General features: G+C 71.3%; 20 protein-coding genes. 16 read left to right on the top strand and 4 right to left on the bottom strand.

The window, feature by feature from the left end; genetic code table 11:
• The first annotated feature begins 115 nt into the window (after positions 1-115).
• The 3 genes from ACO0M4_RS25705 (at position 116) to ACO0M4_RS25695 (ending at position 6,395) form a co-directional block, all read left to right on the top strand.
• A complete protein-coding gene (locus tag ACO0M4_RS25705; RefSeq protein WP_430373936.1) occupies positions 116-5,638 on the top strand; it encodes a toxin glutamine deamidase domain-containing protein in 5,523 nt (1,840 codons plus the stop codon).
• Positions 5,635-5,991 (top strand): toxin-antitoxin system YwqK family antitoxin, encoded by a 357-nt coding sequence (locus ACO0M4_RS25700; protein WP_430373273.1) that lies wholly within the window; start codon positions 5,635-5,637, stop codon positions 5,989-5,991. Before ACO0M4_RS25705 ends, ACO0M4_RS25700 begins: the two co-directional genes overlap by 4 nt.
• A gap of 92 nt (positions 5,992-6,083) precedes the next feature.
• On the top strand, positions 6,084-6,395 hold the full coding sequence (locus ACO0M4_RS25695; protein WP_430373272.1) for a hypothetical protein: 312 nt from the start codon (positions 6,084-6,086) through the stop codon (positions 6,393-6,395).
• An 18-nt stretch (positions 6,396-6,413) separates the two neighbouring features.
• Here the strand turns inward: ACO0M4_RS25695 and ACO0M4_RS25690 are convergent, their stop codons facing one another.
• Entirely contained in the window at positions 6,414-6,716 is a 303-nt protein-coding gene (locus ACO0M4_RS25690) for a hypothetical protein (protein WP_430373271.1), read from the bottom strand.
• 206 nt (positions 6,717-6,922) lie between these two features.
• On the opposite strand from ACO0M4_RS25690, the gene ACO0M4_RS25685 reads away from it, so the two are divergent.
• The 4 genes from ACO0M4_RS25685 to ACO0M4_RS25670 all read left to right on the top strand — a co-directional run bounded on the left by ACO0M4_RS25685 (position 6,923) and on the right by ACO0M4_RS25670 (position 11,311).
• Entirely contained in the window at positions 6,923-7,753 is an 831-nt protein-coding gene (locus tag ACO0M4_RS25685; RefSeq protein WP_430373270.1) for a helix-turn-helix domain-containing protein, read from the top strand.
• Positions 7,750-8,037, top strand: a complete 288-nt coding sequence (locus ACO0M4_RS25680; protein ID WP_430373269.1) for a DUF397 domain-containing protein — start codon at positions 7,750-7,752, stop codon at positions 8,035-8,037. The genes ACO0M4_RS25685 and ACO0M4_RS25680 overlap by 4 nt, the downstream gene beginning before the upstream one ends.
• Positions 8,038-8,057: 20 nt before the next feature.
• Positions 8,058-9,248: a M20 metallopeptidase family protein gene (locus tag ACO0M4_RS25675; RefSeq protein WP_430373268.1), complete on the top strand. Its 1,191-nt coding sequence runs from the start codon at positions 8,058-8,060 to the stop codon at positions 9,246-9,248.
• Positions 9,249-9,313: 65 nt separating this feature from the next.
• Positions 9,314-11,311, top strand: coding sequence for a glycoside hydrolase (locus tag ACO0M4_RS25670; RefSeq protein ID WP_430373267.1), 1,998 nt, complete (start codon positions 9,314-9,316; stop codon positions 11,309-11,311).
• A 28-nt stretch (positions 11,312-11,339) separates the two neighbouring features.
• Here ACO0M4_RS25670 and ACO0M4_RS25665 read toward each other — a convergent pair whose 3' ends face one another.
• The gene (locus ACO0M4_RS25665) at positions 11,340-11,471 is read right to left on the bottom strand and encodes a hypothetical protein (RefSeq protein WP_430373266.1); all 132 of its coding nucleotides are present in this window, start codon (positions 11,469-11,471) and stop codon (positions 11,340-11,342) included.
• A 98-nt stretch (positions 11,472-11,569) separates the two neighbouring features.
• Here ACO0M4_RS25665 and ACO0M4_RS25660 point away from each other — a divergent pair, with 98 nt between their 5' ends.
• From ACO0M4_RS25660 to ACO0M4_RS25620, 9 genes are all read left to right on the top strand, one after another.
• On the top strand, positions 11,570-12,928 hold the full coding sequence (locus ACO0M4_RS25660; RefSeq protein WP_430373265.1) for an NAD(P)/FAD-dependent oxidoreductase: 1,359 nt from the start codon (positions 11,570-11,572) through the stop codon (positions 12,926-12,928).
• Positions 12,928-15,567 (top strand): nitrite reductase large subunit NirB, encoded by a 2,640-nt coding sequence (gene nirB / locus ACO0M4_RS25655; RefSeq protein ID WP_430373264.1) that lies wholly within the window; start codon positions 12,928-12,930, stop codon positions 15,565-15,567. The genes ACO0M4_RS25660 and nirB overlap by 1 nt, the downstream gene beginning before the upstream one ends.
• Entirely contained in the window at positions 15,564-15,920 is a 357-nt protein-coding gene (nirD, locus tag ACO0M4_RS25650) for a nitrite reductase small subunit NirD (RefSeq protein WP_430373263.1), read from the top strand. The genes nirB and nirD overlap by 4 nt, the downstream gene beginning before the upstream one ends.
• Positions 15,921-15,963: 43 nt before the next feature.
• Positions 15,964-16,902, top strand: a complete 939-nt coding sequence (locus ACO0M4_RS25645) for an oxidoreductase (protein ID WP_430373262.1) — start codon at positions 15,964-15,966, stop codon at positions 16,900-16,902.
• A gap of 200 nt (positions 16,903-17,102) precedes the next feature.
• Positions 17,103-18,995, top strand: coding sequence for an APC family permease (locus ACO0M4_RS25640; RefSeq protein ID WP_430373261.1), 1,893 nt, complete (start codon positions 17,103-17,105; stop codon positions 18,993-18,995).
• A 253-nt stretch (positions 18,996-19,248) separates the two neighbouring features.
• Complete coding sequence (locus ACO0M4_RS25635) at positions 19,249-20,508, top strand: ABC transporter substrate-binding protein (RefSeq protein WP_430373260.1); 1,260 nt, start codon at positions 19,249-19,251, stop codon at positions 20,506-20,508.
• The gene (locus ACO0M4_RS25630) at positions 20,505-21,428 is read left to right on the top strand and encodes a carbohydrate ABC transporter permease (RefSeq protein ID WP_390026405.1); all 924 of its coding nucleotides are present in this window, start codon (positions 20,505-20,507) and stop codon (positions 21,426-21,428) included. The genes ACO0M4_RS25635 and ACO0M4_RS25630 overlap by 4 nt, the downstream gene beginning before the upstream one ends.
• Before the next feature lie 5 nt (positions 21,429-21,433).
• Positions 21,434-22,270 carry a carbohydrate ABC transporter permease gene (locus tag ACO0M4_RS25625; RefSeq protein WP_430373259.1) on the top strand — a complete coding sequence of 279 codons (837 nt, stop codon included), beginning with the start codon at positions 21,434-21,436 and terminating at the stop codon, positions 22,268-22,270.
• Positions 22,271-22,599: 329 nt separating this feature from the next.
• Entirely contained in the window at positions 22,600-23,562 is a 963-nt protein-coding gene (locus ACO0M4_RS25620; RefSeq protein WP_430373258.1) for a TauD/TfdA dioxygenase family protein, read from the top strand.
• A gap of 70 nt (positions 23,563-23,632) precedes the next feature.
• On the opposite strand, the gene ACO0M4_RS25615 is transcribed toward ACO0M4_RS25620, so the two are convergent.
• Positions 23,633-24,469: an ArsR/SmtB family transcription factor gene (locus tag ACO0M4_RS25615; RefSeq protein ID WP_430373257.1), complete on the bottom strand. Its 837-nt coding sequence runs from the start codon at positions 24,467-24,469 to the stop codon at positions 23,633-23,635.
• A 495-nt stretch (positions 24,470-24,964) separates the two neighbouring features.
• On the bottom strand, positions 24,965-26,734 hold the full coding sequence (locus ACO0M4_RS25610; RefSeq protein WP_430373256.1) for an MFS transporter: 1,770 nt from the start codon (positions 26,732-26,734) through the stop codon (positions 24,965-24,967).
• Positions 26,735-26,762: the final 28 nt, after the last annotated feature.

The raw sequence follows: 26,762 nt of genomic DNA, 5'->3' as shown, positions 1-26,762 counted from the left end.
TCCGCCCGCCGGTTCCGCGTCTGTGACGTGAGCGCGCTGGCCACATTCCGCGTGGCCGCCGCCTCGTCATGTCTTGTTGCACATTTTTTCACGGGGGAGTTCCGTCTTGTCTGTCATGCTGCCGCACTCTCTGGAGTGGATCCTTGAGATGCTCGGCTTCAATTGGCCGACCGCAGACGAAGACAAGCTGATCGAATGTGCCGGCGTCTGGCGCCAGTTCGCTGCCGAGGTCCAGGGGCACCAGTCCCGTGGCATGGCGTCCGCATCCAATGTGCTCGGGCAGAACGCCGGCGATTCCATCGAGGGCTTCGCCAAGACCTGGGAGAAGTTCGACGGCGGCTCGGGCTACTTCGATGACGCACGTGAAGCAGCCGAGGTCATCGCCTTCACTTTTGAGGCCGCCGCGACGCTAGTCATCGGCATGAAAATTGCCGTCATCGTTCAATTGGCCATATTGGCGGCCGAAATCATCGCGGCACAGGCTGCCGCACCCTTTACCTTCGGTCTCTCCGAAATCGGTGCCGCGGCGGCCACGCTGGCGACCCGTGAAGTCGTCCGCAAGATCCTCAAGGAGGTCGCCAAACAGCTGCTGGACGCGATCATGGAGGCTGCCAAGGAGCCGGTGATCTCCGCGCTGGAGGCGATGGCCTCGGATCTCATCGCCCAGACCGTCAACCAGAACTTCGGCGCCCAGCAGGGGTACAACGTCGGACGGACCCTCAAGGAGGGCTACGCCGCCGGCAAGGACGCCGTGGAGAGCACCGGCGAGTCGCTTGGCGAAAGCCTCCGCGACGGCGCCGGCCACCGCGCCGGGCACCGCGCCCGTGGCGGCCTGGACTCCGCCGCCGGGCGCGGTGGCGAGCACGGTGACGGTGACGGCGGGGGGAGCGGTAGCGGTAGCGGTAGCGGTAGCGGTAGCGGTAGCGGTAGCGGCCATTCCAACGACTCCGGCAGCGGCGCCGGTTCCGGGAGCGGGAGCGGTTCTGGGGTCGGGAGCGGCTCAGGTGCTGGGAGTGGTTCAGGTGCTGGGAGTGGTTCAGGTTCCGGCAGTGGTGAGAGCGCCGGTAGTACAAGCAGCGGCGGCGGTTCGAGCAGCGGCGGCGATTCCGGCGGCAGTGGCTCGAACGGCGCCGGCTCCGGCGGTGGCGGCAGCAGCACCTCCGACCGCTCCGGCGGCGGGAGCGACTCGGGCGGGAGCGGTGGCCGGGGCAGTTCGGACGGCGGAGCGCCCGGCCACGCTCCCCGCGCTTCCGATAGCGCCGGAACGGCCGACGGAGCAGCAAGCGGCGACGGCACCCGCCCGGCCTCCTCGGAGAATCCCACGGAGCGGCCCGCCGGGAGCCCCGCCGAGGGCCCGGCCGGTGGTACGGACGCGCGGCGCCCCGTTCCCGACGCGCAGCCCCTCCCGCCGCCGGACCAGCGCTCACCGTTCGACGAGGGCTACCGCGGCAATGACGGTTCGCCCGCCGCCGCGCCCCATACCCCCGACTCCGGGCCGGCACAGGATGTCCCGTCCCGTCCGGCATCCGATGCCCCGTCCCGCCCGGAATCGGATGCCCCGAGCACTCAGCCGACGCACGACAACGCCCCGGGCCCGGACCGTTCCGACCTCGGCCGGGACCCCATCAGCACGCAGCCCGCCCACGACGCCGCGCCCGGCGACGCCCGCCCGGACGCGGGCCCGGTCAGCACCCAGCCCGCCCACGACACCACCCCCGAGGCGGCCCGCCCGACCCCCGTCGCGAACCCCGTCAGCCCCCCGTCAACCCCGGACCACGCCCCCCGGCCGGACGCGGCGCAGGTGCCGCACCCGTCCCCGGCGCCCGAATCCGTGCCCGGCCCTGTTCCCGGCAACGCGCCCTCGTACGACGGCAGTTCGACGGGATCCCACGACGGAGCCGACAACGGCACGGCCACCAGTCACAACGCTGGCACCAGCACCAACACTGGCGCCGGCGCCGGCGCCGGCAGTACGAATGGGGACGGTGCCGGCGGAAGCGGCGGTGGCCGCGCCTCCGTGCCACACGTCGGCACGCCTCCGCAGGGCGCGCCCGTCCACCACACGCCGTCCCCCGGCCAGCCGGTCCAGCAGCGCGACCCGGCACCGGGCAATCCCATGCCCACCATCGGCCGGCCCGACGACGAAGCCGCTGTCACGACCCAGTCCGCCGGCAGTACGACGCTCCCCCCGCCGACCCAGCACACGGCCGAGCCCAACGGCGGCGCCCCGGCAGCAGCCCCCGCACCGCAGTCGGGCCAGGCCAACTCCCCGCAGGCCGGCGGTCCGATGATGATGGGTGCCGTTCCGCCGCAGGCCGGGCCCGCGGCCGCCGCACCGTCCCGCGGCGGGTCGCCCGCCAGCACCGGCAACGCCTCGTCCCCCACGGGCGGCAAGCCGTCCGCCGCCGGCTCCGACGCTGCCCGGCGTCCGGGCGACCTCCGCCCGGACGGTTCCCGGGCGGTCCAGGACCACACCCGGCAGCCCGCCCCGGACCGCCCGGCCTACAACCCGCGCCTCGACGGCCCCCGGCAGGAACAGATACCGCCCCCGCACGACGGCCCGGCCGGAAGCCGACCCCGTACGGACACCCCGGCACAGACCACGCCCCCCTCCAGCCCCCCGGCCCCGGCTGCCCCCATCCCGAACCTGCCCCCTCACCAGCCACAACCGCAGCCACAGCCGCAGCACCCTCAACCTCAGCAGCAGCCCGGCCCCTACGCCCAGCAGCAGCCGAACCCATACGCCCAGCCGCCGTACCAGCAACAGCCGTACCAACAGCAGCAGCCGGCCCCTTACGCCCAGCAGCAGCAACAACCTCAGCCACATCCGTACGCCCAGCAGCCGCACCAGGCCCCCCACCAACAGCAACAGCAACAGCAACAACCCGGGCCGTACCAGGCTCCCCATCAGCAGCAGCCCACCCCCCAGCCCAACCCGTACGCCCAACAGCCCTACCAGCAATACCCCGCACCGCACCAACAGCCCGCGCCACACCAGCAGCAACAGCAACAACCCGGCCCTTACACGTATCCGCAGCAACAGCCCCAGCAACAGGCCCCGTACCCCCAGCCCCAGCAGCAGCCGGGGCCGTACGCTCCGCAGCCGGGGCCGCCCCCGCAGCAGCACCCATATGCCCAGCAACCGGTTCAGCCGCAGCCGAACCCGTACGCCCAGCACGCGTATCAGCAGCAGCCCCAGCCGCAGCCCAATCCGTACGCCCAGCAGCCCTATCAACAACAGCCGTACCAGCAGCATCCGTACCAACCGCAGCCGCAGCCCAACCCCTACGCCCAGAACCCGTACCAGGTCCCCCACCAGCAGCAACCGGCACCGCAGCCGTACCAGCAGCACCCCCAGCAGACGGCCCCTCAGCCAACCCCTCAGCTGACCCCACAGCCTCAACAACACCAGCAGCCGCCCCACCAGCAGCCGCAGACGGAACAGCCCTCCCAGGACCAGCCGGCAACCCCGGAGGAGAGCACCGCAAACCAGGACGACAGCAAGCAGCCGGACCCCAACAGCCTGCCGTCGATCCGAGCCGATCTCGCCGTGGAAAGGGGCGGCCTGCTACCGCCCGACCCCAGCGACCAACATGCGCTGGAGCAGTCTCACCCGACCAACGAGGACGGCACGCCGCAGCGGTTCGCCGACCCCTTCGGTTCCTGGGCGCAGCTCCAGAACGACGGCGGCAACAACGTGCCCGGTCGCGGCAACAACTGTGCTGACTGTTCCCGTTCGTTCCTGGAGACCTGGTACGGAAACCCGCAGGTCTCCGCGCCGCGCACGCCGGACCCCGACGAGCACGGCAATCCCGAAACGTTGGAGCCCGAGAACGACGCCAACGAGAACCAGATCCGGTGGAGCGGCGCAAGCCACACCTACGCCGGGCCCGGCAATGACCCGGACACCGCACGACGCATCGCGTACGACCTGGAGCAAGCCGGCCACGGGGCGGCCGCCATCGTGCAGGTCAGCTGGCCCAACAACGGTGGTGGTCACGCCTTCAACGCGGTCAATCACCACGGCAAGATCGTCTGGATCGACACCCAGACCCGACAGGTCAGCACCAACCCGATCCATCTCGGGAATGCCGATCACGCCTGGTACATACCTCTCGGCCCGGACCGCGAGCCGCTCCGCCCCGACGACACCACACCGAAGACCGACGAAAAGTCCGACGCCCAGCCCGAGGCCAAGCCCGACACGCAGTCCCACGGCTCTCCTGCCACTCCTCCCACAACCCCCGAACCGGATCACACCCCGGCCGAACAGCAGTCCCCGGCGGATCCGGTAGACAAGCCTCACGACCAGTCGCAGTCCCCCACTCCGTCCGACCAAGACGGCTCCCCCACCTCCAACGCCGCCCCCAGGAACCGCGGCGCGGACATTTCGCAACACCTCGCCAACGCCCTGCGCCACGACGACAATCCGCTGCTCTACGGCAACAGCAGACCGACCACCGACCCGTCCGACGGCGGGGCAACCACGTCAACGCCCCACCAGTACGGCCCGGTCACGGAATCGACCACCGACGCCGAAACTCCGGCCTCCCGCAACGACTCCACACCCACGGGTCCCGCAGCACCCGCCGGCAATCACCACGAGCCGCCCGCCGAATCGTCGGAGGGCAACGGCGACCCGTCGGCCGGTGATCAGCACGCCCACCATGAGGACCAGAACCAGAACCAGAACGAGAACCAGAACGAGAACCACGAGCCGGCAGAGCGGTTCAAGGCCCCCTCGGCCAGTGACGTTCCCGTCGACAAGCCGCCCGTCTTCCCGGAACCGGTCGACCCTGGCGAGACGCCCGATACCCACGATCTGGACTCCGAGATGGAGGACAAGGGCCGCGGTGGGCTTGTCGAACAGATCGACCTCGACGATACGGATCGGATCCAATTCGACGAGAATGACCTGATCAGCCATATCGACGGGAAGCCTGTAAAGGAGTACTTGCAGGAATTGTCCGTAGAACGGGCACGCTTGCACGGGGAGATGCGAGGGCCGGACGACGGTCCCTGTTCGGCTGTGGCAATAGACCGTCGCACCGGAATGATCACCGAAGGGGTAAATGGCGAGCTGGACGACGCCATCGACCTGGAGAATCTCCACCCCATTCTGCGCGACAACTACAGTGGCCTCGCCGCCTGGATGCACCCGATCATCGACAAGGACGGAAATGTCCTCGTCGGGAACAAGATCGCCGAGGACGGAACGGCGGAACGGGACGAAAACGGGAAGGTAATCCCCAACTCGCCGATGATTTTCACCGGTCGGGCCTACTTCGACGAACCACTACGTCACGCCGAAGTCAAGGCTGTGAACGAACTCCTCTGGGCACGCCAGCGTAAGCTGGAGGAGGAGTGGCGAGCTGAGGGCGGGGAGGACTCCAAGCGGCCCGAGCTGGATCGTGAAGTCCTGGACGAGATGCGGTTCGACCCACGCTGGATCGAAGACGCCGTGGTCAAGAAGGGGAAGAACAAGGGAAACGTCATCCACATGACGGGCGACTCGGCACCGGCCTGCCCGAACTGCAACGCGATGCTCCGCGACGTACCCAGCTATGGGGGGCGTCATCAGTACACGATTGGTGACGCGCGACGCAAAGACAACGAACTACCTCCCGTATCGGAATGATCATGCGTGTTGAATACGAAGACTGTTACCGCGACGAGGACGCGCGCCTCCACTACGAAGACGACCCCTTCACCGGCGAAGTCGTCGCCCGAGACCGCCAGGGCCGAGTGATCAGCCTCGCCTCCTACGTCGACGGCATTCCCTCCGGCCCGCAAACCCAGTGGTACCCGGACGGAACGAAGAAGAAGGAAGGCCAGGCACGCTACGGAATCGCCGTCGGGGACTGGCGCAGATGGCACCCCAACGGCCAGCTCGCCGAGCACTCGGTCTTCAACCCCCAAGGAAGACGCGAGCATCGTCAGAAGTGGGACAAGGAAGGAAACCTCATCGAAGACAAATCCTTCACGTCGTGACGGCATGACATGACGGCGACCGTTGACGTCACTGCACTCCTGCCACCCGCCCGTCAGCAGCAGCAGCACACCATCGAGGAGAGAGACCGACCGTGTCGCAGGAATCCCCGACCCCGCCGGCCAGCCCCGCGGAAGCGCTCGCCATCTTCCGGAGCCGCTTTGCGCAGCCCAAACTCGCGGACGGTTCCCCGGTTCCCCTGCACGTCCATGAATTCGACATCGGCTACCTGGTGTACCGGACGTATCCCACTCCCACCGACGCGGCGGGACGGCCCATGCCGCCTCCCCCCGGTGGCGCGAAGGTCATCGTGGCGAAGGACACCGGCGAGACGTACACCGTGCCCAACCTGCCCACCGAGTCGGCCATCGCGCTGTACCGCCAGCAGCGGGAGCCAGGAGCGTAGTCAGCTCCAACCGCGGCGTCAGGCAGGCCGATCCGCCGGGTATGCGGCCTGTAGGCGGGCGCCGCGACTGGTGGCGATACGGCGGACCTCCACCAGGGATTCGGTCAACTCGACGGTGAGGAGGTGGAGTTCGCCGGTCGTCCAGCTCCGGGTGTCGAGGAGGCGGCGGGCGTCCTCCACCAGCCCGTCGGCGAGGAAGAGTTGGGCTTCCTCGACGTCGTCGGCCATGCGGGAGAGGAAGCCGGTTCCGTCGCCGAGGACATAGGAGGGCTTGCCGTCGGGGCTCGACCACGGCAGAAGCCGCGGGGTAGCGTCGGTCATTGTCGTCAACCTCCAGGGGGTTGGTGGCCATGCCCCCGGACCGGTCGCATCGGTCGCGGGGGTCCATAGCGTCCGCGTACGTTCCGTAGCCATTCGCTCACGCGATCATCCTGCGCGGCAATAGAGTCGGGGGACTTTAACGGCGACGCGCAAGTCAGCGACCTGCCGGAATGCCGGATGCGACCACATGGCGAGAGGTCACAGCCTTGGACGAGACGACCCCACCCCAGCACTTGAACCCACTCCAGCGCTTCGGGCACGACGTCAAACAGGTGAGGCTCGCGCGGAAGCTGACGCAGAAACAGCTGGGTTCGGCGGCGGGCTACTCCGAGGCGTACGTCAGCAGAGTCGAGGCCGGGAAGCTGCTGCCCCGGCCGAGTGAGAAGTTCGCCAAGGGATGCGACGTTGTCTTCGGCACGGGCGAGTTGTTCACGGATCTGCTGCGGCGGATCGACGAGGGCGACCACCCGTCGTGGTTCGTCCCCTACCTGAATCTGGAATGGAAGGCGTCGCGGATTCTGGACTTCTCGACCAACGTGGTGAAGGGGATTCTGCAGACCGACGACTACGCGCGGGCCATCTTCTGCTCGTACCACTCCCAAGAGGAAGCAGAGGTGATTGAAGGCAAGGTCGCCGCGCGGCTGCGGAGGCGCGAGGTCTTCGACAGGGAATCCCCGCCGTCGTTGTGGACGATCGTGCACGAGGCGTGCTTGCGAACCGTCGTAGGCAGCAACGACATCATGGCGGGGCAACTTGAGCACCTGCTGGCCGTAGCCGCCACACCGCGGCTCAACCTCCAAGTGATGCCCTTTTCGGCGGGCGCTCCGGCCGCGTCCACAAGGCCGTTCACTGTGCTGCGATTCACGGACGCCCCCACGGTGCTCTACACCGAGACCCGGGTAGGGGGAAGGATGCACGACTCCGCACAAACGGTCGAATCGGCCCTTGATGACTATGATCTTCTCAGGGCGAACGCGCTGTCCCTTGGTCAATCAACGGCCCTGATCAAGGCTCTGTTGAAGGAGTACCGAGCATGAATGCCGACTTGGACCTCACGACGGCTCAGTGGATCAAGTCCTCCTACAGCGACGCAAACGGGGGCGATTGCTTGGAGTTCTGCCCTGACTTCGCCTGGATCAAGTCGTCCTATAGCGACGGGGACGGCGGCCAGTGCCTGGAATTCTCCCCCGCCCACGCCCCCGCCCACGGTGTGGTCCCCCTCCGGGACAGCAAGGTTCCCGGCGGTCCCGTGATCATCGTGTCCGTGGTGGGGTGGTCCTCGTTCGTGGGTGCGGTCAAGAATGGGGAGTTCGCCGTCTGAGGACCGTCTGAGGAGCGCCCGTGGATCTGCGTGACGATGCCCGTGCCCTGTCCGGTGAGCTCGTGCGGTTGCGGCGGGCGCTGCACCGGATTCCGGAGACCGGGCTCGAACTGCCCCGTACGCAGGAGGCGGTGCTGGCCGAACTCGACGGGCTGCCGCTGGAGGTGACCACCGGCGCGGGGCTGAGTTCGGTGACGGCGGTGTTGCGCGGGGCGGCGCCCGGGCCCGTGGTGCTGCTGCGCGGGGACATGGACGCGTTGCCGGTGGCCGAGCGTCTCGATCTGGACTTCGCCGCGGACAACGGGCGGATGCACGCGTGCGGGCACGATCTGCACACCAGCATGCTCACGGGGGCGGCGAGGCTGCTGTCGGCGCACCGGGACCGGCTGGCGGGGGACGTGGTGTTCATGTTCCAGCCGGGCGAGGAGGGGTACGACGGGGCCCGGCACATGCTGGCCGAGGGGCTGTTGGAGGCGGCCGGGCGGCGGCCGGTGGCGGCGTACGCGCTGCACGTGCTGTCGGCGGGGCAGCCGAGCGGGGTGTTCGGGACCCGCGGCGGGCCGATGATGTCGGCGTCCAATGTGCTGCGGGTGACGGTGCGCGGGGCGGGCGGGCACGGGTCGATGCCGCACCGCGCGAAGGATCCGGTGCAGGCGGCGTGCGCGATGGTGACGGCGTTGCAGGCGTGGATCACGCGGAGTTTCGACGTCTTCGACCCGGTGATCCTGTCGGTGGGCACGTTCCATGCGGGGACGCAGCAGAACGTGATCCCGGAGACCGCGGTGTTCGAGGCGACGGTGCGGAGTTTCTCGGCCGCGGCCCAGGCGCGGGTGAAGGACGGGACGGTCCAGGTGTGCCGGGGCGTCGCGGCGGCCCATGAGGTGGCGGTGGACGCGGAGTTCGTGGAGACGTATCCAGTGACCGTCAATGACGGGGCGGAGGCGGAGTTCGTGGCGCATACGGTCCGTGAGGCGCTGGGTGAGGAGCGGTTCGCGGCGCGCCGGAATCCGTTGCCGGCGTCGGAGGACTTCTCGCGGGTGCTGGACGAGGTGCCGGGCGTGATGATGATGCTGGGTGCGCCGCCGGCCGGGGCCGATCCCGAGCGCAGTGCCAACAACCATTCCCCGCTGGCCGAGTTCGACGATGCGGTGCTGGCGGACGGGGCGGCGGTGTACGCGGAACTGGCGGTGCGGAGGTTGGCGAAGGGGTAGTGGGCGACCCGGTCTGTCGGGCGCTTCTTAGAAGGTTCTTAAACCGCACCACTATTCACATGGGCATGACATCAAAGCTCACACGAGTGATCGCTGCGTCGTTGGCGTTGACCGCTACCGCGGTCGGGATTTCCGGGTGCGGGAGTGCCCAGGCCGGGACGCTTGAGGGCGGGCGGCTGGTGCTGCCGGTCGCCGGGGGGACCGCCACGGTGGACACCGCCACGTTGGGGGTGAGCGCGCGGGCCGACGACGGGACGCGGCTGGTGCTGTCCGAGGCGGCCGGGGGCGGGCTCGGGGCGCCCGGGCCGGTGACCCGTACCGCCGACGGGGCGCGGTGGACGTATCCGGCGAAGGGCCTGTCGGTGACGGCGCGTACGGAGCAGGGGCGGCTGCGGATCGGGATCCGGGCGGACCGGGACCAGTCGGTGAGTTGGCCGGTGACCGGGACCGACCGGGCAGCGTCGGCCGTGCAGCTGCCGCGCGGGGAGGGGTTGGACATCCCGGTGCGGGACGCGTTCTGGAATTCCGGGCGGGGCGGGCTGGCCGGGAGCACGGTGGACGTGGGGGCGGATCTGGCGCTGCCGCTGTGGGGGTACGCGATGGGGGGTGGGAGCGGTGCCTCGGGGAGTGGGGGCGCGCGGCACGGGGTGAGTTATCTGACGCCGACCGACCTGGGGACGTCGTTGGCGTTCGCGTCGCGGGGTGGGGCGCTGCGGGCGACCGCCGCGCATGACTTCTCCGCGGGGGACGGGACGCGGGACTACCAGGTGTCGTTCGCGTTGACGGACGGGGACCCGGTGGCGCCGGCGGCCGACTACCGGTCGTATCTCGCGCAGCGCGGGCAGTTGGGCAGCCTGCGGAAGAAGATCGCGGAGAATCCGGCGAACGGGAAGCTGTTGGGGGCGTTCCACGCCTACGTGTGGGGCGAGGCGCGGACCGCGGCGGGGGTGGCGCGGCTGCGGAAGCTGGGCGTGGACCGGATGTGGCTGGGGTACGACGCCGGGCCGGATCCGATGGACGCCGCGGCGGTGCGGGCGGCGAAGCAGGCGGGGTACCTGGTCGGGCCGTACGACTCGTTCGCCAACGGGCAGGATCCGAAGGCGGCGGACAGCCCCACGTCCACGTGGCCCGGGACGGTGTATCCGGACTTCTGTGTGCGCAAGGCGGACGGGACGGCGGAGACCGGGTTCGGGGGGCGGGGGTGCTACCTGAGTTCGCGGGCGTTCGAGAAGGCCGAGCCGGGCAAGCACTATCTGGCGGACCGGACCCGGGAGATGACCGCCAACGGGGCGGACAGCTACTTCCTGGACGTGGACGCGACCGGTGAGGTGTTCCGGGACCACGGTGCGGGCCACGAAATGACCAAGGCGGGGGACCGGGAGAACCGGCTGGCGCGGATGGGGCGGTTGGCGAACGGCTTCGTGCTGGGGTCGGAGGCCGCGCAGCCGTGGGCCAACGGCGTGCTGGCCTTCGACCACGGTGCGGGGACGCCGGTCGCGGACGGGCTGTGGAAGCTGGAGCGCGACAAGGAGACGTGGGGCGGCTACTACCCGCAGAACGCCCCGAAGAACTTCTTCAAGCCGGTGCCGCTGCCGGCCGATCTGGCCACGGCGATGTACGACCCGAAGTACCGCGTGCCGCTGTACGAGACGGCGCTGCACGGGTCGCTGGTCAACGCCGAGCGGTGGGAGCTGTCGTACGACAAGCTGCCGGCGCAGAAGACCACCCGGGCGCTGCTGGCGATGCTGTACAACACGCCGTTGAACTTCGTGCTGGACGGGCCGTCGCTGACGAAGAACGGGGCGGAACTGGCGGCGTTGCAGAAGTACTTCGCGCCGTTGCACCGGGCCGCGGGGGCGGAGCGGATGACGTCGTTCCGGTGGCTGACCGGGGACCGGAGCGTGCAGCGGACGGTGTTCGGGGACGGGGTGCTGACCGTGACCGCCAACTTCGGCGACCGGGCGTACCACGGGCTGCCGGGCGGGTGTGTGGACGCCCGGTTGCGGGGGGACGCGCAGCCGCGGCGGCTGTGCCCCGCGAAGGTCAACACCCCGGCCGGGTAGCCGGAACGGATGCCTGGGGGCGGGGTGGCTACGGCCGGCGGGCCGCCTCCAGGTAGCGCAGGACGGCCCGTACGCGGCGGTGGTCGGTGTCCGAGGGCGGGGCCGGCGGGGCGGTGGGCTTCCCCGAGGGGGCGGGCGGGGCGGGGCATGCCCCCAGCATCCCCTCACAGGCCGGTCGGCGAGCCGCTGAGGGCCGCGTTCCGCCGGGGTAACGCGGGCGATGCGGGCGGGTAACAGCGGCGTCGCAGGCTGTCGGGCATGACGCTGACGGGCATATCGCTCACGGGCCGTGAGCCCGCGGGCACGACGGGCTCCGGCCCCGCACCGGCACCTCCGACGGCGGCGGCGCGGGTGCTGGTGGTCGGCGGCGGGATGGCCGCCGCCCGGCTCGTCCACCAGCTGACCGCGGCGGCGGGCGGCGCGGGCCCCCGCCCGCTCCGGGTGACCGTCCTGTCCGAGGAGGCGCATCAGCCCTACAACCGGGTGCTGCTCGCGGAGATCCTGGCGGGCCGCTATCCGCCACAGGTGATCACGCTGCCCGCGCCGGCCGCCTCGGTGGCCTGGCACTGCGGCGTACGGGTGGCCCGGATCGACCGGGGGGCGCGGCGGGTGCGGAGCGACGACGGGCGGGAGTTCGGCTACGACGTGCTGGTGCTGGCGACCGGTGCCAATCCGGTGCTGCCGCCGTTGCGCGGCCTGTTCGCGCCGGACGGGCCGGAGCTGCCGGACGGGGTGCACCCGTTCCGCACCCTGGACGACTGTGCGGCGCTGGCCGCGGCGGTCCGGCCCGGAATGCCGGCGGTGGTGGTCGGCGGCGGGCTGCTCGGGGTGTCGGCGGCCCGGGCGCTGGCCGCGTGCGGGGCGCGGGTCCTCCTGGCCCACCAGGGCACCTACCTGATGGACCGTCACCTCGATGCGGAGGCGGGGGCGCTGCTGCGGGACCACCTCACCGGGCTCGGCGTGGAAGTGCACACCGAGTGCCGGGCGCGCGGCGTCCGGACCCGGCCGGTGAGCGGCCCCGACGGGACGGTCGGGCGCCGGGTGCACGGCGTCGAACTGGCCGACGGGCACCTGCTCGACGCCGGTCTGGTCGTCCTGGCCTGCGGGGTCCGCCCCCGCACCGGGCTCGCCCGGGACGCCGGCCTGGACGTCGGCACCGGCATCCGGGTGGACGGCGCGCTGCGCACCAGCGACCCGCACATCCACGCCGTCGGCGACTGCGCCGAGCACCACGGCACCGTCTACGGCCTGGCCGGCGCCGCCCAGGAACAGGCCGACGCGCTGGCCCGGGTGCTGACCGGCCCCCGGGCCACCGCCCCCGCCTACACCGGGACCCGCGCCCTGACCCGGCTCACCCTGGCCGGGCGGGACGCCCTGGACCTCGCCGCGTTCGGCGAGACCGCACCGCGCCCCGGCGACGACGTCGTACGGCTCGCCGACGCCACCCGCGGCACCTACCGCAAGGTCGTCGTCCGCGGCGACCGCCTGGTCGGCGGGGTCCTCGTCGGCGCGCTGGGCACCGTCGGCACGCTCGCCCGCGCCTGGGAGGACGCCGAGTCGCTCCCGTCCGACGACGGCCCCCTGCTCCACCTGCTCACCAACGACGGAGGCTCCTGATGTCCACGACGGCTTTGCGTGACCGGTCGCGCCCCACGATCGTGCTCGTCGGCCACGGCATGGTCGGCCAGCGTTTCCTCGAAGCGCTGGCCGAGCGCGGCCTGACCGCCACGCACCGCGTGGTCGTGCTGTGCGAGGAGCCGCGGCCGGCCTACGACCGCGTCCAGCTCACCTCGTACTTCTCGGGGAGGACGGCCGCGGAACTCTCCCTGACCGACGAGCGGTTCCTCGCCGAGCACGGCATCGAACTGCACCTCGGCGACCCGGCGGAGACCGTCGACCGGGCGGCCCGGACCGTCACCGCCCGCTCCGGGCTGACCGTCGGCTACGACACCCTCGTCCTGGCCACCGGCTCGTACCCCTTCGTGCCGCCCGTCCCGCACAAGGACGCCGAGGGCTGCTTCGTGTACCGCACCATCGAGGACCTGCTGGCGATCGAGGCGTACGCGGCGAACCGGGCGAAGACCGGCGCCGTGGTCGGCGGCGGCCTGCTGGGGCTGGAGGCCGCCGGTGCGCTGAAGGGGCTGGGACTGGCCACCCACATCGTGGAGTTCGCGCCGCGCCTGATGCCGGTGCAGGTGGACGACGGTGGCGGCGCGGCCCTGCTGCGCACCATCGAGGAGATGGGGCTGACGGTCCACACCGGGACCGGGACCCAGGAGGTGGTGACCGGCGCGGACGGCGCGGTGACCGGGATGCGGCTGTCGGACGGCTCCGAGCTCGCCACCGACCTGATCGTGTTCAGCGCCGGCGTCCGCCCCCGCGACCAGCTGGCCCGGGACTGCGGGCTGGCGGTCGGCGAGCGCGGTGGCATCACCGTCGACGCGCAGTGCCGCACGGTGACCGACCCGCGGGTGTTCGCCGTCGGCGAGTGCGCGCAGGCCGTCGACGGGCGGGTGTACGGCCTGGTCGCGCCCGGTTACGAGCAGGCGGAGACGGTGGCCGCGACCCTCGCCGAGGACGCCGCCGCCTTCACCGGCGCCGACCTGTCCACCAAGCTGAAGCTGCTGGGCGTGGACGTGGCGTCGTTCGGTGACGCACACAGCACCACACAGGGCTGCCTCGACGTCGTCTACGCCGACTCGCGGGCGGGCCTGTACAAGAAGCTGGTCGTGGCTCGGGACGGGACCCTGCTCGGCGGCGTCCTGGTCGGCGACGCGGAGGCGTACGGCACGCTGCGCGCGCTGACCGGTTCGGTGCCGCCGCTGGCGCCCGAGCAGTTGGTGCTCCCTGCGGGCGCGGGCGCCCCGGCGCAGCTCGGCCCGTCCGCGCTGCCGGACGACGCGGTGATCTGCTCCTGCCACAACGTCACCAAGGGCACCATCCGCGGTGCGGTCACCGAGCACGCGTGCACCAGCGTGCCCGAGGTCAAGAAGTGCACCAAGGCCGGTACCGGCTGCGGCAGTTGCGTCAAGGTCCTCGGCCAGCTCGTCAACGAGGAGCTGGAGGCGAGCGGGGTCGAGGTCGACAAGGGCCTGTGCGGCTGCTTCGCGCGGACCCGCGAGGAGCTGTACGAGATCGTCCTCGCCCTGCGGATCACCTCGTACCAGCAGCTGCTGGACGGCTACGGCCGCGAGGGCGCCCGGGGCACCGACGGCTGCGAGACCTGCAAGCCGGCGGTCGGTTCGATCCTCGCCTCGCTGGCGCCGGCGATCGGTGCCGACGGCCACGTCCTGGACGGCGAGCAGGCGTCGCTTCAGGACACCAACGACCACTTCCTCGCCAACCTCCAGAAGAACGGCTCGTACTCGGTCGTACCGCGCGTCCCCGGCGGGGAGATCACCCCGGAAGGGCTCATCGTGATCGGTGAGATCGCCCGGGACTTCGGGCTCTACACCAAGATCACCGGCGGTCAGCGGATCGATATGTTCGGCGCCCGGGTCGAGCAACTCCCGCTGATCTGGACCCGGTTGGTGGACGCCGGCTTCGAGTCCGGGCACGCCTACGGCAAGTCGCTGCGCACGGTGAAGTCGTGCGTCGGACAGACCTGGTGCCGCTACGGCGTCCAGGACTCGGTCCGCATGGCCATCGACCTGGAGCTGCGCTACCGCGGGCTGCGGTCCCCGCACAAGCTCAAGTCGGCGGTCTCCGGGTGCGCCCGCGAGTGCGCGGAGGCCCAGTCGAAGGACTTCGGCGTGATCGCCACCGCGGGCGGCTGGAACCTGTACGTCGGCGGCAACGGCGGCGCGACGCCGCGCCACGCGGACCTGCTGGCCCAGGACCTCTCCGACGCCGAACTGATCCGCCTGATCGACCGGTTCCTGATGTTCTACATCCGCACCGCCGACCGCCTGGAGCGCACCAGCGTCTGGCTGGAGCGGATCCCGGGCGGCCTGGACCACGTCCGCGACGTGGTGGTCGAGGACTCCCTCGGCATCTGCGCGGAGCTGGAGTCCCTGATGGCGGCCCACGTGGCGCACTACCGCGACGAATGGGCGCAGACCATCAACGACCCGGAGAAGCTGGCCCGGTTCGTCTCCTTCGTGAACGCCCCGGACACCCCCGACCCGGTCGTCGGCTTCGTCGCCGTACGCGACCAGATCAAGCCCGACCTGCCCCTGCTGTCCCTCGGCCTGCGGCCGGGCGCACGCTCCCCGAAGCCCCTGGCAGACGCCCTGGAAGGAAGCACCCAGCGATGACCCTGACCCTTGAGAGCACCGACCTGAAGGTCCAACTGATGCTGTCCGACGCCTGGTTCACGGTCTGCGGACTGAACGACCTGACCCCGGGCCGCGGGGTGGCCGCTCTGCTGCCGGACGGCCGCCAGGTGGCCGTCTTCCGCGACCGGGCGGGCCGGCTCTACGGCATCGACAACCGCGATCCGTTCGGCGGTGCCGCGGTCCTCTCCCGCGGTCTGACCGGCACCCACCAGGGCCGGCCGTTCGTGGCGTCGCCGCTCCTGAAGCAGCGGTTCGACCTGGAGACCGGACACTGCCTGGACGATCCGTCGGTGTCCGTCCCGACGTACCGGGTGCGGACACGGGTGGCGTGAGGGCCGGGCGTAGGCTGATCCTCCCCCTACCGAGGAGTACGGCGTGACCCGGTGGAACACCAGCCACATCCCCGATCAAACCGGCCGCGCGGTGGTCGTCACCGGCGCCAACAGTGGTCTCGGCTACATCACCGCCCGTGAACTGGCGCGGCGTGGCGCCCGCGTGGTGCTGGCCTGCCGCAGCGCGGAGCGGGGCGCCGCGGCGCTGGCCCGACTGCGGTCCGAAGTCCCCGTCTGCGAAGCGGAGTTCCGGCCGCTGGACCTGGCCGACCTGGCGTCCGTGCGACGCTTCGCCGAGGACCTGGACGACTTCTGCGGCGACCGGCTCGACCTGCTCATCAACAACGCGGGCGTGATGGCACTGCCGCAGCGCACCACCGCGGACGGCTTCGAGATGCAGTTCGGCACCAACCACCTGGGGCACTTCGCGCTCACCGGGCTGCTGCTGCCCAAGCTCCTGGCGACGCCCGGGGCGCGGGTGGTGACGGTCTCCAGCATGCTGCACATGCTGGCCAACGTGGACCTCGACGACCTGAACAGCGTGCGGTCCTATCACCGCTGGGTCGCCTACGGCCGGTCGAAGAGCGCCAATCTGCTCTTCACCCGCGCACTGGCCCAACGGCTGGCGGCGGCCGGCTCACAGGTCGTCGCGGCCGCCGCGCACCCCGGCTACGCGCACACCAACCTCCAGACCGCGGGGGTGCGGATGGAGGGCCGCCGGGCCGCCGAGCGGGCGGTGGAGCTGGGCAACCGCCTGATCGCCCAGTCCGCGGACGGCGGCGCGCTGGGCACGCTGTGCGCGGCCACCGCCCCGCACATGAAGCCGGACGCCTTCATCGGCCCGCGCAACGGACTGCGCGGCGCCCCGGCCCGCTCGTTCCGCGCCCCGTGGACGCAGAAGGACGACACCGCCGACCGACTGTGGACGGCCTCGGAGGAGCTCACCGGGGTGCGGTACGACATCACCGTCCCGGTGGTGTGAGCTCCGGGCCGGCGGGCGCGCGGACCAGATGCGGGGCGCGCCCGCGGGCTCTCGGGGCGCGCGATCGGCGGACTGCCGTCAAGATCGCGTGAAGATCGCCGTGCCACCCGCCAAGGGCGCGCCAAGGCCGCTCGCGGGCGGCCGTCGGGCCCCGCACGCTGTGCTGGTCCCACCCAGTGCCGCACGGAGGTACGACGCACATGTCGACGGTGTCGCAGTCCGCAAACCGGCCCGAGCAGCCGCCCCCGGCGACCGCCCCCGGCCCCCACACCGCCGTCACCCCGGCCCCCGACCCCGACCCGGCCGGCGACCGGCACCGCCTGACCGCCCTCCAGGGCCTGGCCGCGCTCTCCCTCGACGCGATGGCCTCCGTCGCGTACGGGCCGGAGTCGATCGTGCTGGTGCTGGCCACGGCCGGTGCGTACGGCCTGGGGTTCACCCTCCCGGTCACGCTCGCCATCGCCGCGCTGCTGACCGTCCTGGTGGCGTCCTACCGCCAGGTCATCGCCGCCTTCCCCAACGGCGGCGGCTCCTACGCGGTCGCCAAGACCCACCTGGGGCGCCGTTCGGCCCTGGTGGCCGCCGCCTCCCTCGTCCTGGACTACGTCCTCAACGTCGCGGTGTCGGTGACCGCCGGCGTCGCCGCGCTCACCTCCGCCTTCCCCGGCCTCTACGGCGACCGGCTGTGGATCTGCCTAGCGGTGCTGGTCCTGGTGACCGCGATCAACCTGCGCGGGATCGCCGACTCGGCACGGGTCTTCCTGCTGCCCACCGCGGTCTTCGTCGCCTCGATCCTGGCCATGATCGTGGTCGGGCTGTGCCGGGACGCGCCGGCGTCCACCGTCACCGCCGCGGGACACGCCTCCGTCCTCACCCACAACGCCACCTCCGTCGGCGCGCTGCTGCTCCTGAAGGCGTTCGCGTCCGGCTGCTCGGCGCTGACCGGTGTGGAGGCGGTCGCCAACGCCGTACCGTCCTTCCGCGCCCCCGCCACCCGGCGCGCCCAGCGCACCGAGGTCGCGCTGGGCGCCCTGCTCGGCGCCATGCTGATCGGCCTGTCGCTGCTCATCGGCCGCTTCCACCTCCAGCCGGTCGAGGGCGTCACCGTCCTCGCCCAACTGGCGGACGCCGCACTCGGCCACAACTGGGCGTTCTACGTCGTCCAGTTCGCCACCGTGGTGCTGCTGGCACTGGCCGCCAACACCTCCTTCGGCGGGCTGCCGGTACTGATGGGGCTGCTGGCCCGCGACAACTACCTGCCGCACGTCTTCGGCCTGAAGGCCGACCGCCAGGTCCACCGCCACGGTGTGCTGGCGCTGGCCGCGGTCGCCGCCGTGCTGCTGATCTTCTCCGGCGGCGACGTCAACACCCTGGTGCCGCTCTTCGCCATCGGCGTCTTCGTCGGCTTCACGCTCTGCCAGGCCGGGATGGTCCGCCACTGGTACCGGGAGCGGTCCGCCCGCTGGTTCGGCAAGGCCCTGCTCAACGGCTTCGGCGCGGTGCTCACCGCCGCCGCCGCGGTGGTCGTCACCGCCACCAAGTTCACCGAGGGCGCCTGGCTGATCGCCATCGCGCTGCCGCTGCTGGTCCTCACCTTCGAGGCGGTCCACCGGGCCTACGCGCGGATCGGCGACCGCCTCGGCCTGGGCCGGGTCCCCGAGCCGCCGCGCCGCGCCCGCTCCCTCGTCGTCGTCCCGGTCTCCCACCTGTCCCGGCTGACCGGTGAGGCGCTGGGCGCTGCGGTGTCCCTGGGCGACGAGGTGATCGCGGTCACCGTCACCTACGGCACCCCCGAGGACCGCCCGGCCACCGAGGCGCTGCGCCGCGACTGGGAACTGTGGAACCCGGGCGTGGACCTGCTGGAACTGCCCTCCGCCACCCGCTCCCTGGGCCGCCCGATCGCCGCCTACGTCGCGGACCTGACGGCCCGTCGGCCCGAGGCCCGCATCACCGTACTGATCCCCGAGGCCGAGCCCGCGCACCTGTGGCAGCGGGTGCTCCAGAACCAGCGCGGGGCGGTGCTGGCGCATGCGGTGCGGCGGGATACCGATGCTGTGATTTGCCGGTTGCGGTTCCGACTGGCGTCGGGATAGCCCCGTACGGCGTTGGCTGTCCCGCCGGGTTCCGCCTTCGGCGGAGAGGGTGCTGTTGGGCGGGGCGCCTGGTGGTTGGTGGGTGCCGGGGGCGGGCCGGAGGGGGTGAAGGAAGCAGGGGCCGTCCCAGCTTGCTGCTTGTACCTGTCCTCCCGCCGGGGTGGGGCCCCACCCCACCAAACCCCCCTCCGCCAAAGGCAGAATCGGCCAACAACGTGGCCGCAGGCCACCCCCGTACGGCAAAGTACCTGCCATGACGGTGATCGGCAGAAGACGGCTCCTCGCCGCCGGAGGCGGCATCGCGCTTGCCGGGGCGATGGCGACCGCGTGCGGTTCCAACACCGGTCGTGGCGGCTCCGGTTCAGGCCCAGCGCTAGCGCAGTGGTACCACCAGTACGGCGAACCGGGCACCCAGCAGGCGGTGAAACGGTACGCCGCCGCGTACAAGAAGGCGGACGTCAGCGTCCAATGGCGGCCCGGCGACTACGACCGGCAGACCTCGGCGGCGCTGCTCACCGACTCCGGCCCCGACGTCTTCGAGGTCAACGGGCCGCTGCTGGAGCAGATCCAGGGCGGCCAGGTGGCCGACCTGACCGACCTGGTCGCACCCGTCAAGGACGACTTCAATCAGGCGGTGCTCGCACCGAAGATCTGGCAGGACAAGATCTGGGGCATCCCCCAGGCCACCGATACGCAGCTGCTGTACTACCGCAAGAGCCTGCTCAAGGACGCCGGGGTGCAGCCGCCGCAGAGCGTCGACGAACTGGTCGACGCGGCGAAGAAACTCACCACCGGCAAGGTGAAGGGGCTGTTCCTCGGCAACGACGGCGGGGCCGGGGTGCTCGGCGGGACACCGCTGTTCGCCGCCGGGCTGAGCCTGATCACCGAGGACGGCCGGGCCGGGTTCGACGATCCGGCCGCGGCCCGGGTGCTGGCGAAGGTGCGGCAGTTGTACGCCGACGGATCGCTGCTGCTGGGCGCGCCCACGGACTGGTCCGACCCGGCGGCCTTCATCCAGGGGCTGACCGCCATGCAGTGGTCGGGACTGTGGGCGCTGCCGCAGATCAAGAAGGCGCTGGGGGACGATTTCGGGGTGCTGCCGTTCCCGAAGGACGGCTCGGGCGGAAAACCGACCGTGCCGGTGGGGGCATATGCGTCCGCGGTGAGTGCCCGCAGCAAGCACCGGGCGGCGGCGAAGGAATTCGCCAAATGGTTGTGGATCGACCGGACGGATTTCCAGCAGGATTTCGCGCTGTCGTACGGATTCCACATTCCGGCGCGCATTTCGCTGGCGAAGAAGGCCGGGCAACTCCAGCAGGGGGCCGCGGCGGACGCGGTGCGGTTCGCCACCGAACACGGTTATGCCGAACCGCTGCTGTGGAACAGTGCGGACCGCAATGCCTATCAGGACGCGCTGAGCCGGATCATCAAGAGCGGGGCGAACCCGGAGACCGAGCTGAAGTCCGTCCTGCGGACGGTCAACGCCGAGCTACAGCGGACGAAGAAGAAGTGAGCGCGCGCACGGCCCGGCTGCTCGGCCCGCAGCGGCGCACTCTGTGGTTCTGGGTGTTCGTCGGGCCGTTCGCGATCGGGCTGGCCCTGTTCACCTACGTTCCGTTGCTGTGGAGCGTCTACCTCAGTTTCTTCAACGCCCACAACACGGTGAATCCGACGGAATTCGTCGGGCTGGGCAATTACACCGCGATGCTGCGGGACGACGCTTTCCTCGGCAGTCTGGGCACCTTCCTGCTCTTCACCGCGTTCATCGTGCCGGCCACGTTCGCACTGTCGCTGTCGTTGGCGCTGATGGTGAACCGGCTGCGATTCGCGCAGGCGTTCTTCCGGTCGGTGTTCTTCCTGCCGACCGCGTGCTCCTATGTCGTGGCGTCGCTGATCTGGAAGTTGTCGCTTTTCAACGGGGTGCGGTTCGGGCTGGCGAACACCGTGCTCGGCTGGTTCGGACTGGACCAGACGGCGTGGCTGTCGACGACCAGTCCGCCGTGGTACTGGCTGGTCATCGTGACGGTGCGGCTGTGGCTCCAGGCCGGCTTCTACATGATCCTCTTCCTCGCCGGACTCCAGCGGATCTCCCCGCAGTTGTACGAGGCGGCGGCGATGGACGGAGCCCGGCCGGGCTGGCAGGTCTTCCGCTACATCACCTTCCCGCAACTGCGGGCCACCTCGGTGGCGGTGGTGCTGCTCCTGGTGATCAACGCCTTCCAGGCGTTCGACGAGTTCTACAACCTGCTGAGCGACGCCCGCGGCTATCCGCCGTACGCCCGGCCCCCGTTGGTGTACCTCTACTACACCGCGCTCGGGCGGGACCAGAACCTGGGGCTGGGCAGTGCGGGCGCGGTGATCCTGGCACTGATCATCGCGGTGGCGACGGTGGTCCAGGCCCGCTGGTTCGGGCTCGGCCGCAAGGAGGACTGAGCGCAATGCACGATGCCCTGACCCGGGCCGGCCGGGCGCTGCGGGTGGTGTTGCTGGTCGCGCTGGCGCTGCTCTTCCTCGTCCCGTTCTACCTGCTGGTCCGCAACGGGCTGGCGAGCGAGGCCGACATCACGGCGCCCACCTGGACGTTCTTCCCGCGCGAGCTGCACTGGTCGAACCTGACCGAGGTCTTCACCGACCCGGACCTGCCGCTGGCCCGGTCCCTGCTCAACTCGACGGTGATCGCGGTGTCGACGACCGTGGGCACCGTGGTGCTGGCCTCGATGGCCGGCTACGGCCTGGCGCGCATCCCCTACCGTCACGCATCGGTGGTCTTCTACGCGATCCTGGGCACGCTGATGGTCCCGGCGGCCGTGACCTTCGTGCCGAGTTTCGTCCTGGTGTCGACGCTCGGCTGGATCTCGACGCTGCGCGGTCTGGTGATCCCGACGCTCTTCAGCGCCTTCGCGTGTTTCGTCTTCCGGCAGTACTTCCTTGGATTTCCCAAGGAGTTGGAGGACGCGGCGCGGGTGGACGGCCTGGGGTACTGGCGGACGTACTGGCGGATCGTGGTGCCCAACGCGCGGCCGGTGTTCGCGGCGGTCGGCACCATCGTCTTCATCGGGGCGTGGAACTCCTTCCTGTGGCCGCTGGTGATCGGCCAGGACCAGTCGGCCTGGACGGTGCAGGTCGCACTGTCCACGTTCACCACCGCGCAGAACCTCAACCTGCACAAACTGTTCGTCGCGGCGGGCGTGTCGATCGTCCCGCTGGTGGTGGTCTTCCTCCTGCTCCAGCGGTACATCGTGGCGGGCGTGGAGCGCACCGGCATCGACGACTGAGCGCGGCCGGGGTCCGCGGACCATGGGCAGCGGACCCCGGATGCGGTACGGTGCGTGCCATGTGCACGTACCTGGTTTTCCGTGAGGCGGCGCCGCGCGACCGCGGCCCTCACGGTGCGTGCGCGCCCCGCGGCCTGAGCTTCCTGCGCCGCCGCGGCCGGGTGGGCTCTCCCCCGGTCGGCTGTCCCGGCGTGTCCTGAGGACCCGCGCACCGGGCCGCCCGCCGGCTCGCCCGCGCCCCCACCCCGGCACCCCGCCGCTCCCCTCTCCCCCGCGCCCCCACCCGACTCCCGTCGCGCCTCTTCCCACTCCCCTAGACGGAGGACCAGTTGACGCAATTGACGACGCCCCCCACCGACGCATCCACCCCCACCCCCGCGCCGGCCCTGCGCCCCCACCGCATCCCCGCCGACGGCCTCTACGAAGGTCGGCGGATCCTGCGTCGCACCCCGGACGACTGGCCGGACCGGCCGTACGAGCGGTTCGAGGTCGTCCCGCAGTCCGCCACCATCGGGGCGGAGATCCGGGGGCTGGATCTGTCGCGTCCCCTGCCCTCGGCGCTACGGGCGGAGCTGAACCGAGCCCTGCTGGAGTGGAAGGTGCTGTTCTTCCGCGGGCAGCACCTGACGCCCGTCGCGCAACGCCAATTCGCCGCCAATTGGGGGGAGTTGGAGACCAACCCACTGCTTGCCCGGGGCGACTCGAAGGAGGTGGTGCGGTTTGACAAGACGGCCGTCGGCGCGCAGACGTTCGAGAACGTATGGCACACGGACGTAACCTTCCGCGAGCGGCCCGCGATGGGCGCGGTGTTGCAGCTGCGCGAGGTGCCGGCGTCGGGCGGGGACACGCTGTGGGCCGATATGGCCGGGGCGTATGACAATTTGCCATTGAAAATCCGGGAGCGGATCGATGGGGCGCGGGCGGTGCACGACTATCTCCCGGGCTTCTCCCGATTCTTCTCCGCGGCCCAACTCGCGCCGTTTCAAGGGGAGTTCCCGCCAGTGGAGCATCCGGTGGTGCGCCGGCACCCGGAGACCGGGCGGCGGACGCTGTTCGTCAACGCCTCGTTCACCACTCGGATCGTGGGGCTGCCGGAGGCGGAGAGCGACCGGCTGCTGCGCCTGCTGTTCCAACAGGCGCACGTGCCGGAGTTCCAGGTGCGGTTCCACTGGCGGGCCGGGGACGTCGCGTTCTGGGACAACCGCGCCACCCAGCACTACGCGGTGTGCGACTACGGGACGCAGCGGCGGGTCGCGGAACGGGTGGCGATCGCCGGGGACCGGCCGTACTAGGGCCGGTCCGGTGGATCGGGGGGCGGTGAGCCCGCACGGCCGCCCGGCCCGGGCGGTCGGCGGCGCACCGCTAGAAGGCCGTCGACCCGTCGAGGTGGGCGCCGCGCAACAGGGCGGCGCCCAGCGGCGTCAGGGTGTGCAGCACGGCGTTGCCCTGGCGCAGGGTGGACAGCAGGCCGGCGTCCCGCAGGACGGTGGCGTGCTGGCTGGCGGAGGCCAGCGAGACGTCGACGCGGCGGGCGAGTTCGCTGGTGGTGCAGCCCACGCCGATGCCGTGCAGGATCGCCGAGCGGGTCTGGCCGACCAGCCGCCCCAGCGAGCGGTCGGCCGGGACCGGCGGGGCGGGGCGGGGCACCGGGTGCTCCACCGGGTAGACCAGGACCGGCGTCAGGTCCGGGTTGTGGAAGGTGACCGGGGTGCGGCGGCAGAAGTACGAGGGCAGCAGGAGCAGCCCGCGACCGCCGAGGTGGAGGTCCCGGTCCACCGGGTAGTCGGCCTCCAGGACGGGCGAGCGCCAGCGCATCATCGGCGGCAGCGACGCCAGCAGCCGGTCCGCGCCGCCGTCCAGCAGGGCCCGGCCGCGGGCCGCCCGGTCGGCCTCTATCCGGCACCGGACGCGGTGCCAGTAGGGGGCGACGGCCGCGTCGTGGTAGCGCTGGAGTATCCCGGCGAGCCGACCCAGCGAGCGGGTCTCGCCGTCCGCCATGGCACGTATCCAGCTGGGGAGCGGGCGGCCCGCGGTGGGCGACAGCCGGGAGAGTTCGGCGTGCAACCGGCCGGCCGGGGTCTCGCGCAGCGCGGCGAGCGCCTCATCCATGCCGAGCAGGCCCTCGGCGGGCGTCAGGAAATCGGGGAAATAGCCGCGCGTGGGCACCAGCGGCGCCAGCAGACGCGCTTCGCCATTCAACCTTCCGCGAGTTTCCGATCGCCAACCACCGAACGTGGAATCGTCGCGCCGGTCACGAAGTCGGTGAAAGCTTAAGACCGTCTCCCACAGCGCATCCGGGCGTGCGGCAATCCGCACGCGGGCCAGATCGAGTCCACTGAAATGGACGCGTAACACCGAACCCCCACTCTTTGGTTATCTCCCTCGGCCCCCGGCACGCCTGAGTATGCACGCAACCACACGCGGTCACCATGCCCTTTTGGCCAGAGTTGAAAAGGGTCGCGCGGGGCACGCCCGGACGGAATGCTGGAGGCAATTCAACGACGGTGCGCACGGCCCGGATTGCTCGATCCCGTGGGGGGTGATGGGCAAACAACCGGCCAGGCACAGCCCCGTTGAAGGCCGCCTCCCACGCCGACTGGGAGGGCGGCAGCTCCCGAGGGGGGAGTCCGGAGAAAGCAAGGGCGGCACCCGTGCGCACGGGTGCCGCCCTTGCCGTACCGGGGCGGACGGGGGCTATCCCGCGGGCCGCGACTCCGTCCGGTCGCCCGCATCGGCGCCCCCAAGATCGGCCGACAACCGACTGTCCCGCGGCCCGTTGAACAGTTCTCCTACGGATGGTTCCCGTTCGGACGATTTACGTGCGGGCAATTGAGGATTGGACAATTCGGGTTCGGATGATTCGAGTGCGAATGATGCGGGTGCGGACACCACCGGCGCGCACGATTCCGGCGCGGACAATTCCCCGCTCGACGGCTCCACTACGGACGGCTCCACTACGGACGGCTCCGCCACGGACCGGCCCGGCGCGGTCGCGTCCGCCGTGGATGGTGCCAGCATCCGGTGGATCACCAGCCACAGCAGCGCGCAGAGCACCGCGGCGACGCCCAGGACGAGCTGCCAGGCGGTGGTGAACCCGTGGGCCGCGAAGGCGGTGAAGCCGGGCCGGACGGCCGCCGGTACCGCCGAAGCGGGGCCGCTCAGATCACCGGCGTTGACGCTGTTCGCGAGGGCCGCGGACCCCTCCCGATAGGCGGAGAAGCGCGGGAGTCCGTCCTCCAGCCGGAGCCGGGTCAGGCCGGTCAGGGCGGAGCCGGCGGCGGCGATGGCGACCGCCTCGCTGCCCAGCCGGAGGGTGTTGAGGAGCCCGGCGGCGGTGCCGGTGGACTCCGGTGCCACCACGGTCAGCACCGCCCCGTCCACCAGCCCGAAGTTGAGTCCCAGGCCCACCCCGAGGACCAGCAGCGGCGCCGCCAGGGCGGCCGGCCCGGCGCCGGGGCGCAGGACCACGGCGAGCCAGGCCACGCCCAACGTCAGGCAGGCCAGGCTGAGCGAGAACACGGCGCGCTGCGACAGCCCCCAGGTGATCAGCCGCCCGGCCAGCGGCGGGGCGAACAGGACGGGCGCGGTCATCAATAGCAGCACCCCGCCCGCGGCCCTGCTGGTCATCCCGTCCGCGACCGTCAGGTAGTTGGGGAGCAGCGGCAGCAGGATCACGAACGAGCAGGAGACCGCCACCGGGATCAGGCACAGCGCCAGGAAGCGGCGGTTGCGCAGCAGCCCCAGGTCGAGCATCGGGTGCCGGCTGCGGCGCTCGACCCGGACGAAGACCACCGCCAGCAGCACCGCGCCGGCCAGCAGCCCCAGCACCCGCGGGCTGCCCCAACCCCACTGCGGCCCCTCCACCATGCCCAGCATCAGCAGGAACAGGCCGGTGACGAAGGCCCCGGTGCCGGGCAGGTCGAGACCGCTCGCGTCCGCCCGACGCGACTGGGGCATGACCGGCACGGCGCACAGCACCACCACCATCAGCACACCGTGCGCGGCGAAGAACCAGCGCCAGCCCACCGTGTCGGCCAGCGTGCCGGCGATCGTGGCACCCAGCGCGAGGCCGCCGCCGGTGGCGATGCCGACCGCGGCGAAGACCCGGGTGCGGGCGGCGCCCTCGAAGGCGGTGGCCAGGATGGAGCTGCCGCTGGTCAGTAGGGCGGCCGCGCCGATGCCGGCCACCGCCCGCAGCACGTCGAGCAGCAGCACCCCGGGCGCCACGGCGCTCGCCAGCGACGCGAGCGTGAACACCACCGCCCCGGCCGCGAACAGGCGCCGCCGGCCCAGCAGATCGGCCAGGGAGCCGCAGGCGAGCATGGCGCAGGCGAAGGTGAGGTTGTAGGCGTGCACCACCCACTGGAGGGTGTCCAGCGGTGCGCCGGTGTCCCGGCCGATGTGCGGCAGCGCCACCCCGGAGCCGGTCACCGAGGTCGGCAGGATCACCAGGGTCAGCAGCACCGCCGCCGCGGTGACCGCCGGACGCAGA

The organism is Streptomyces sp. RGM 3693 (assembly GCF_050471125.1).
Taxonomy (GTDB): Bacteria; Actinomycetota; Actinomycetes; order Streptomycetales; family Streptomycetaceae; genus Streptomyces.
Note: the sequence above shows the minus strand (reverse complement) of the source record. Positions and strands in the feature narration are given on the sequence as shown.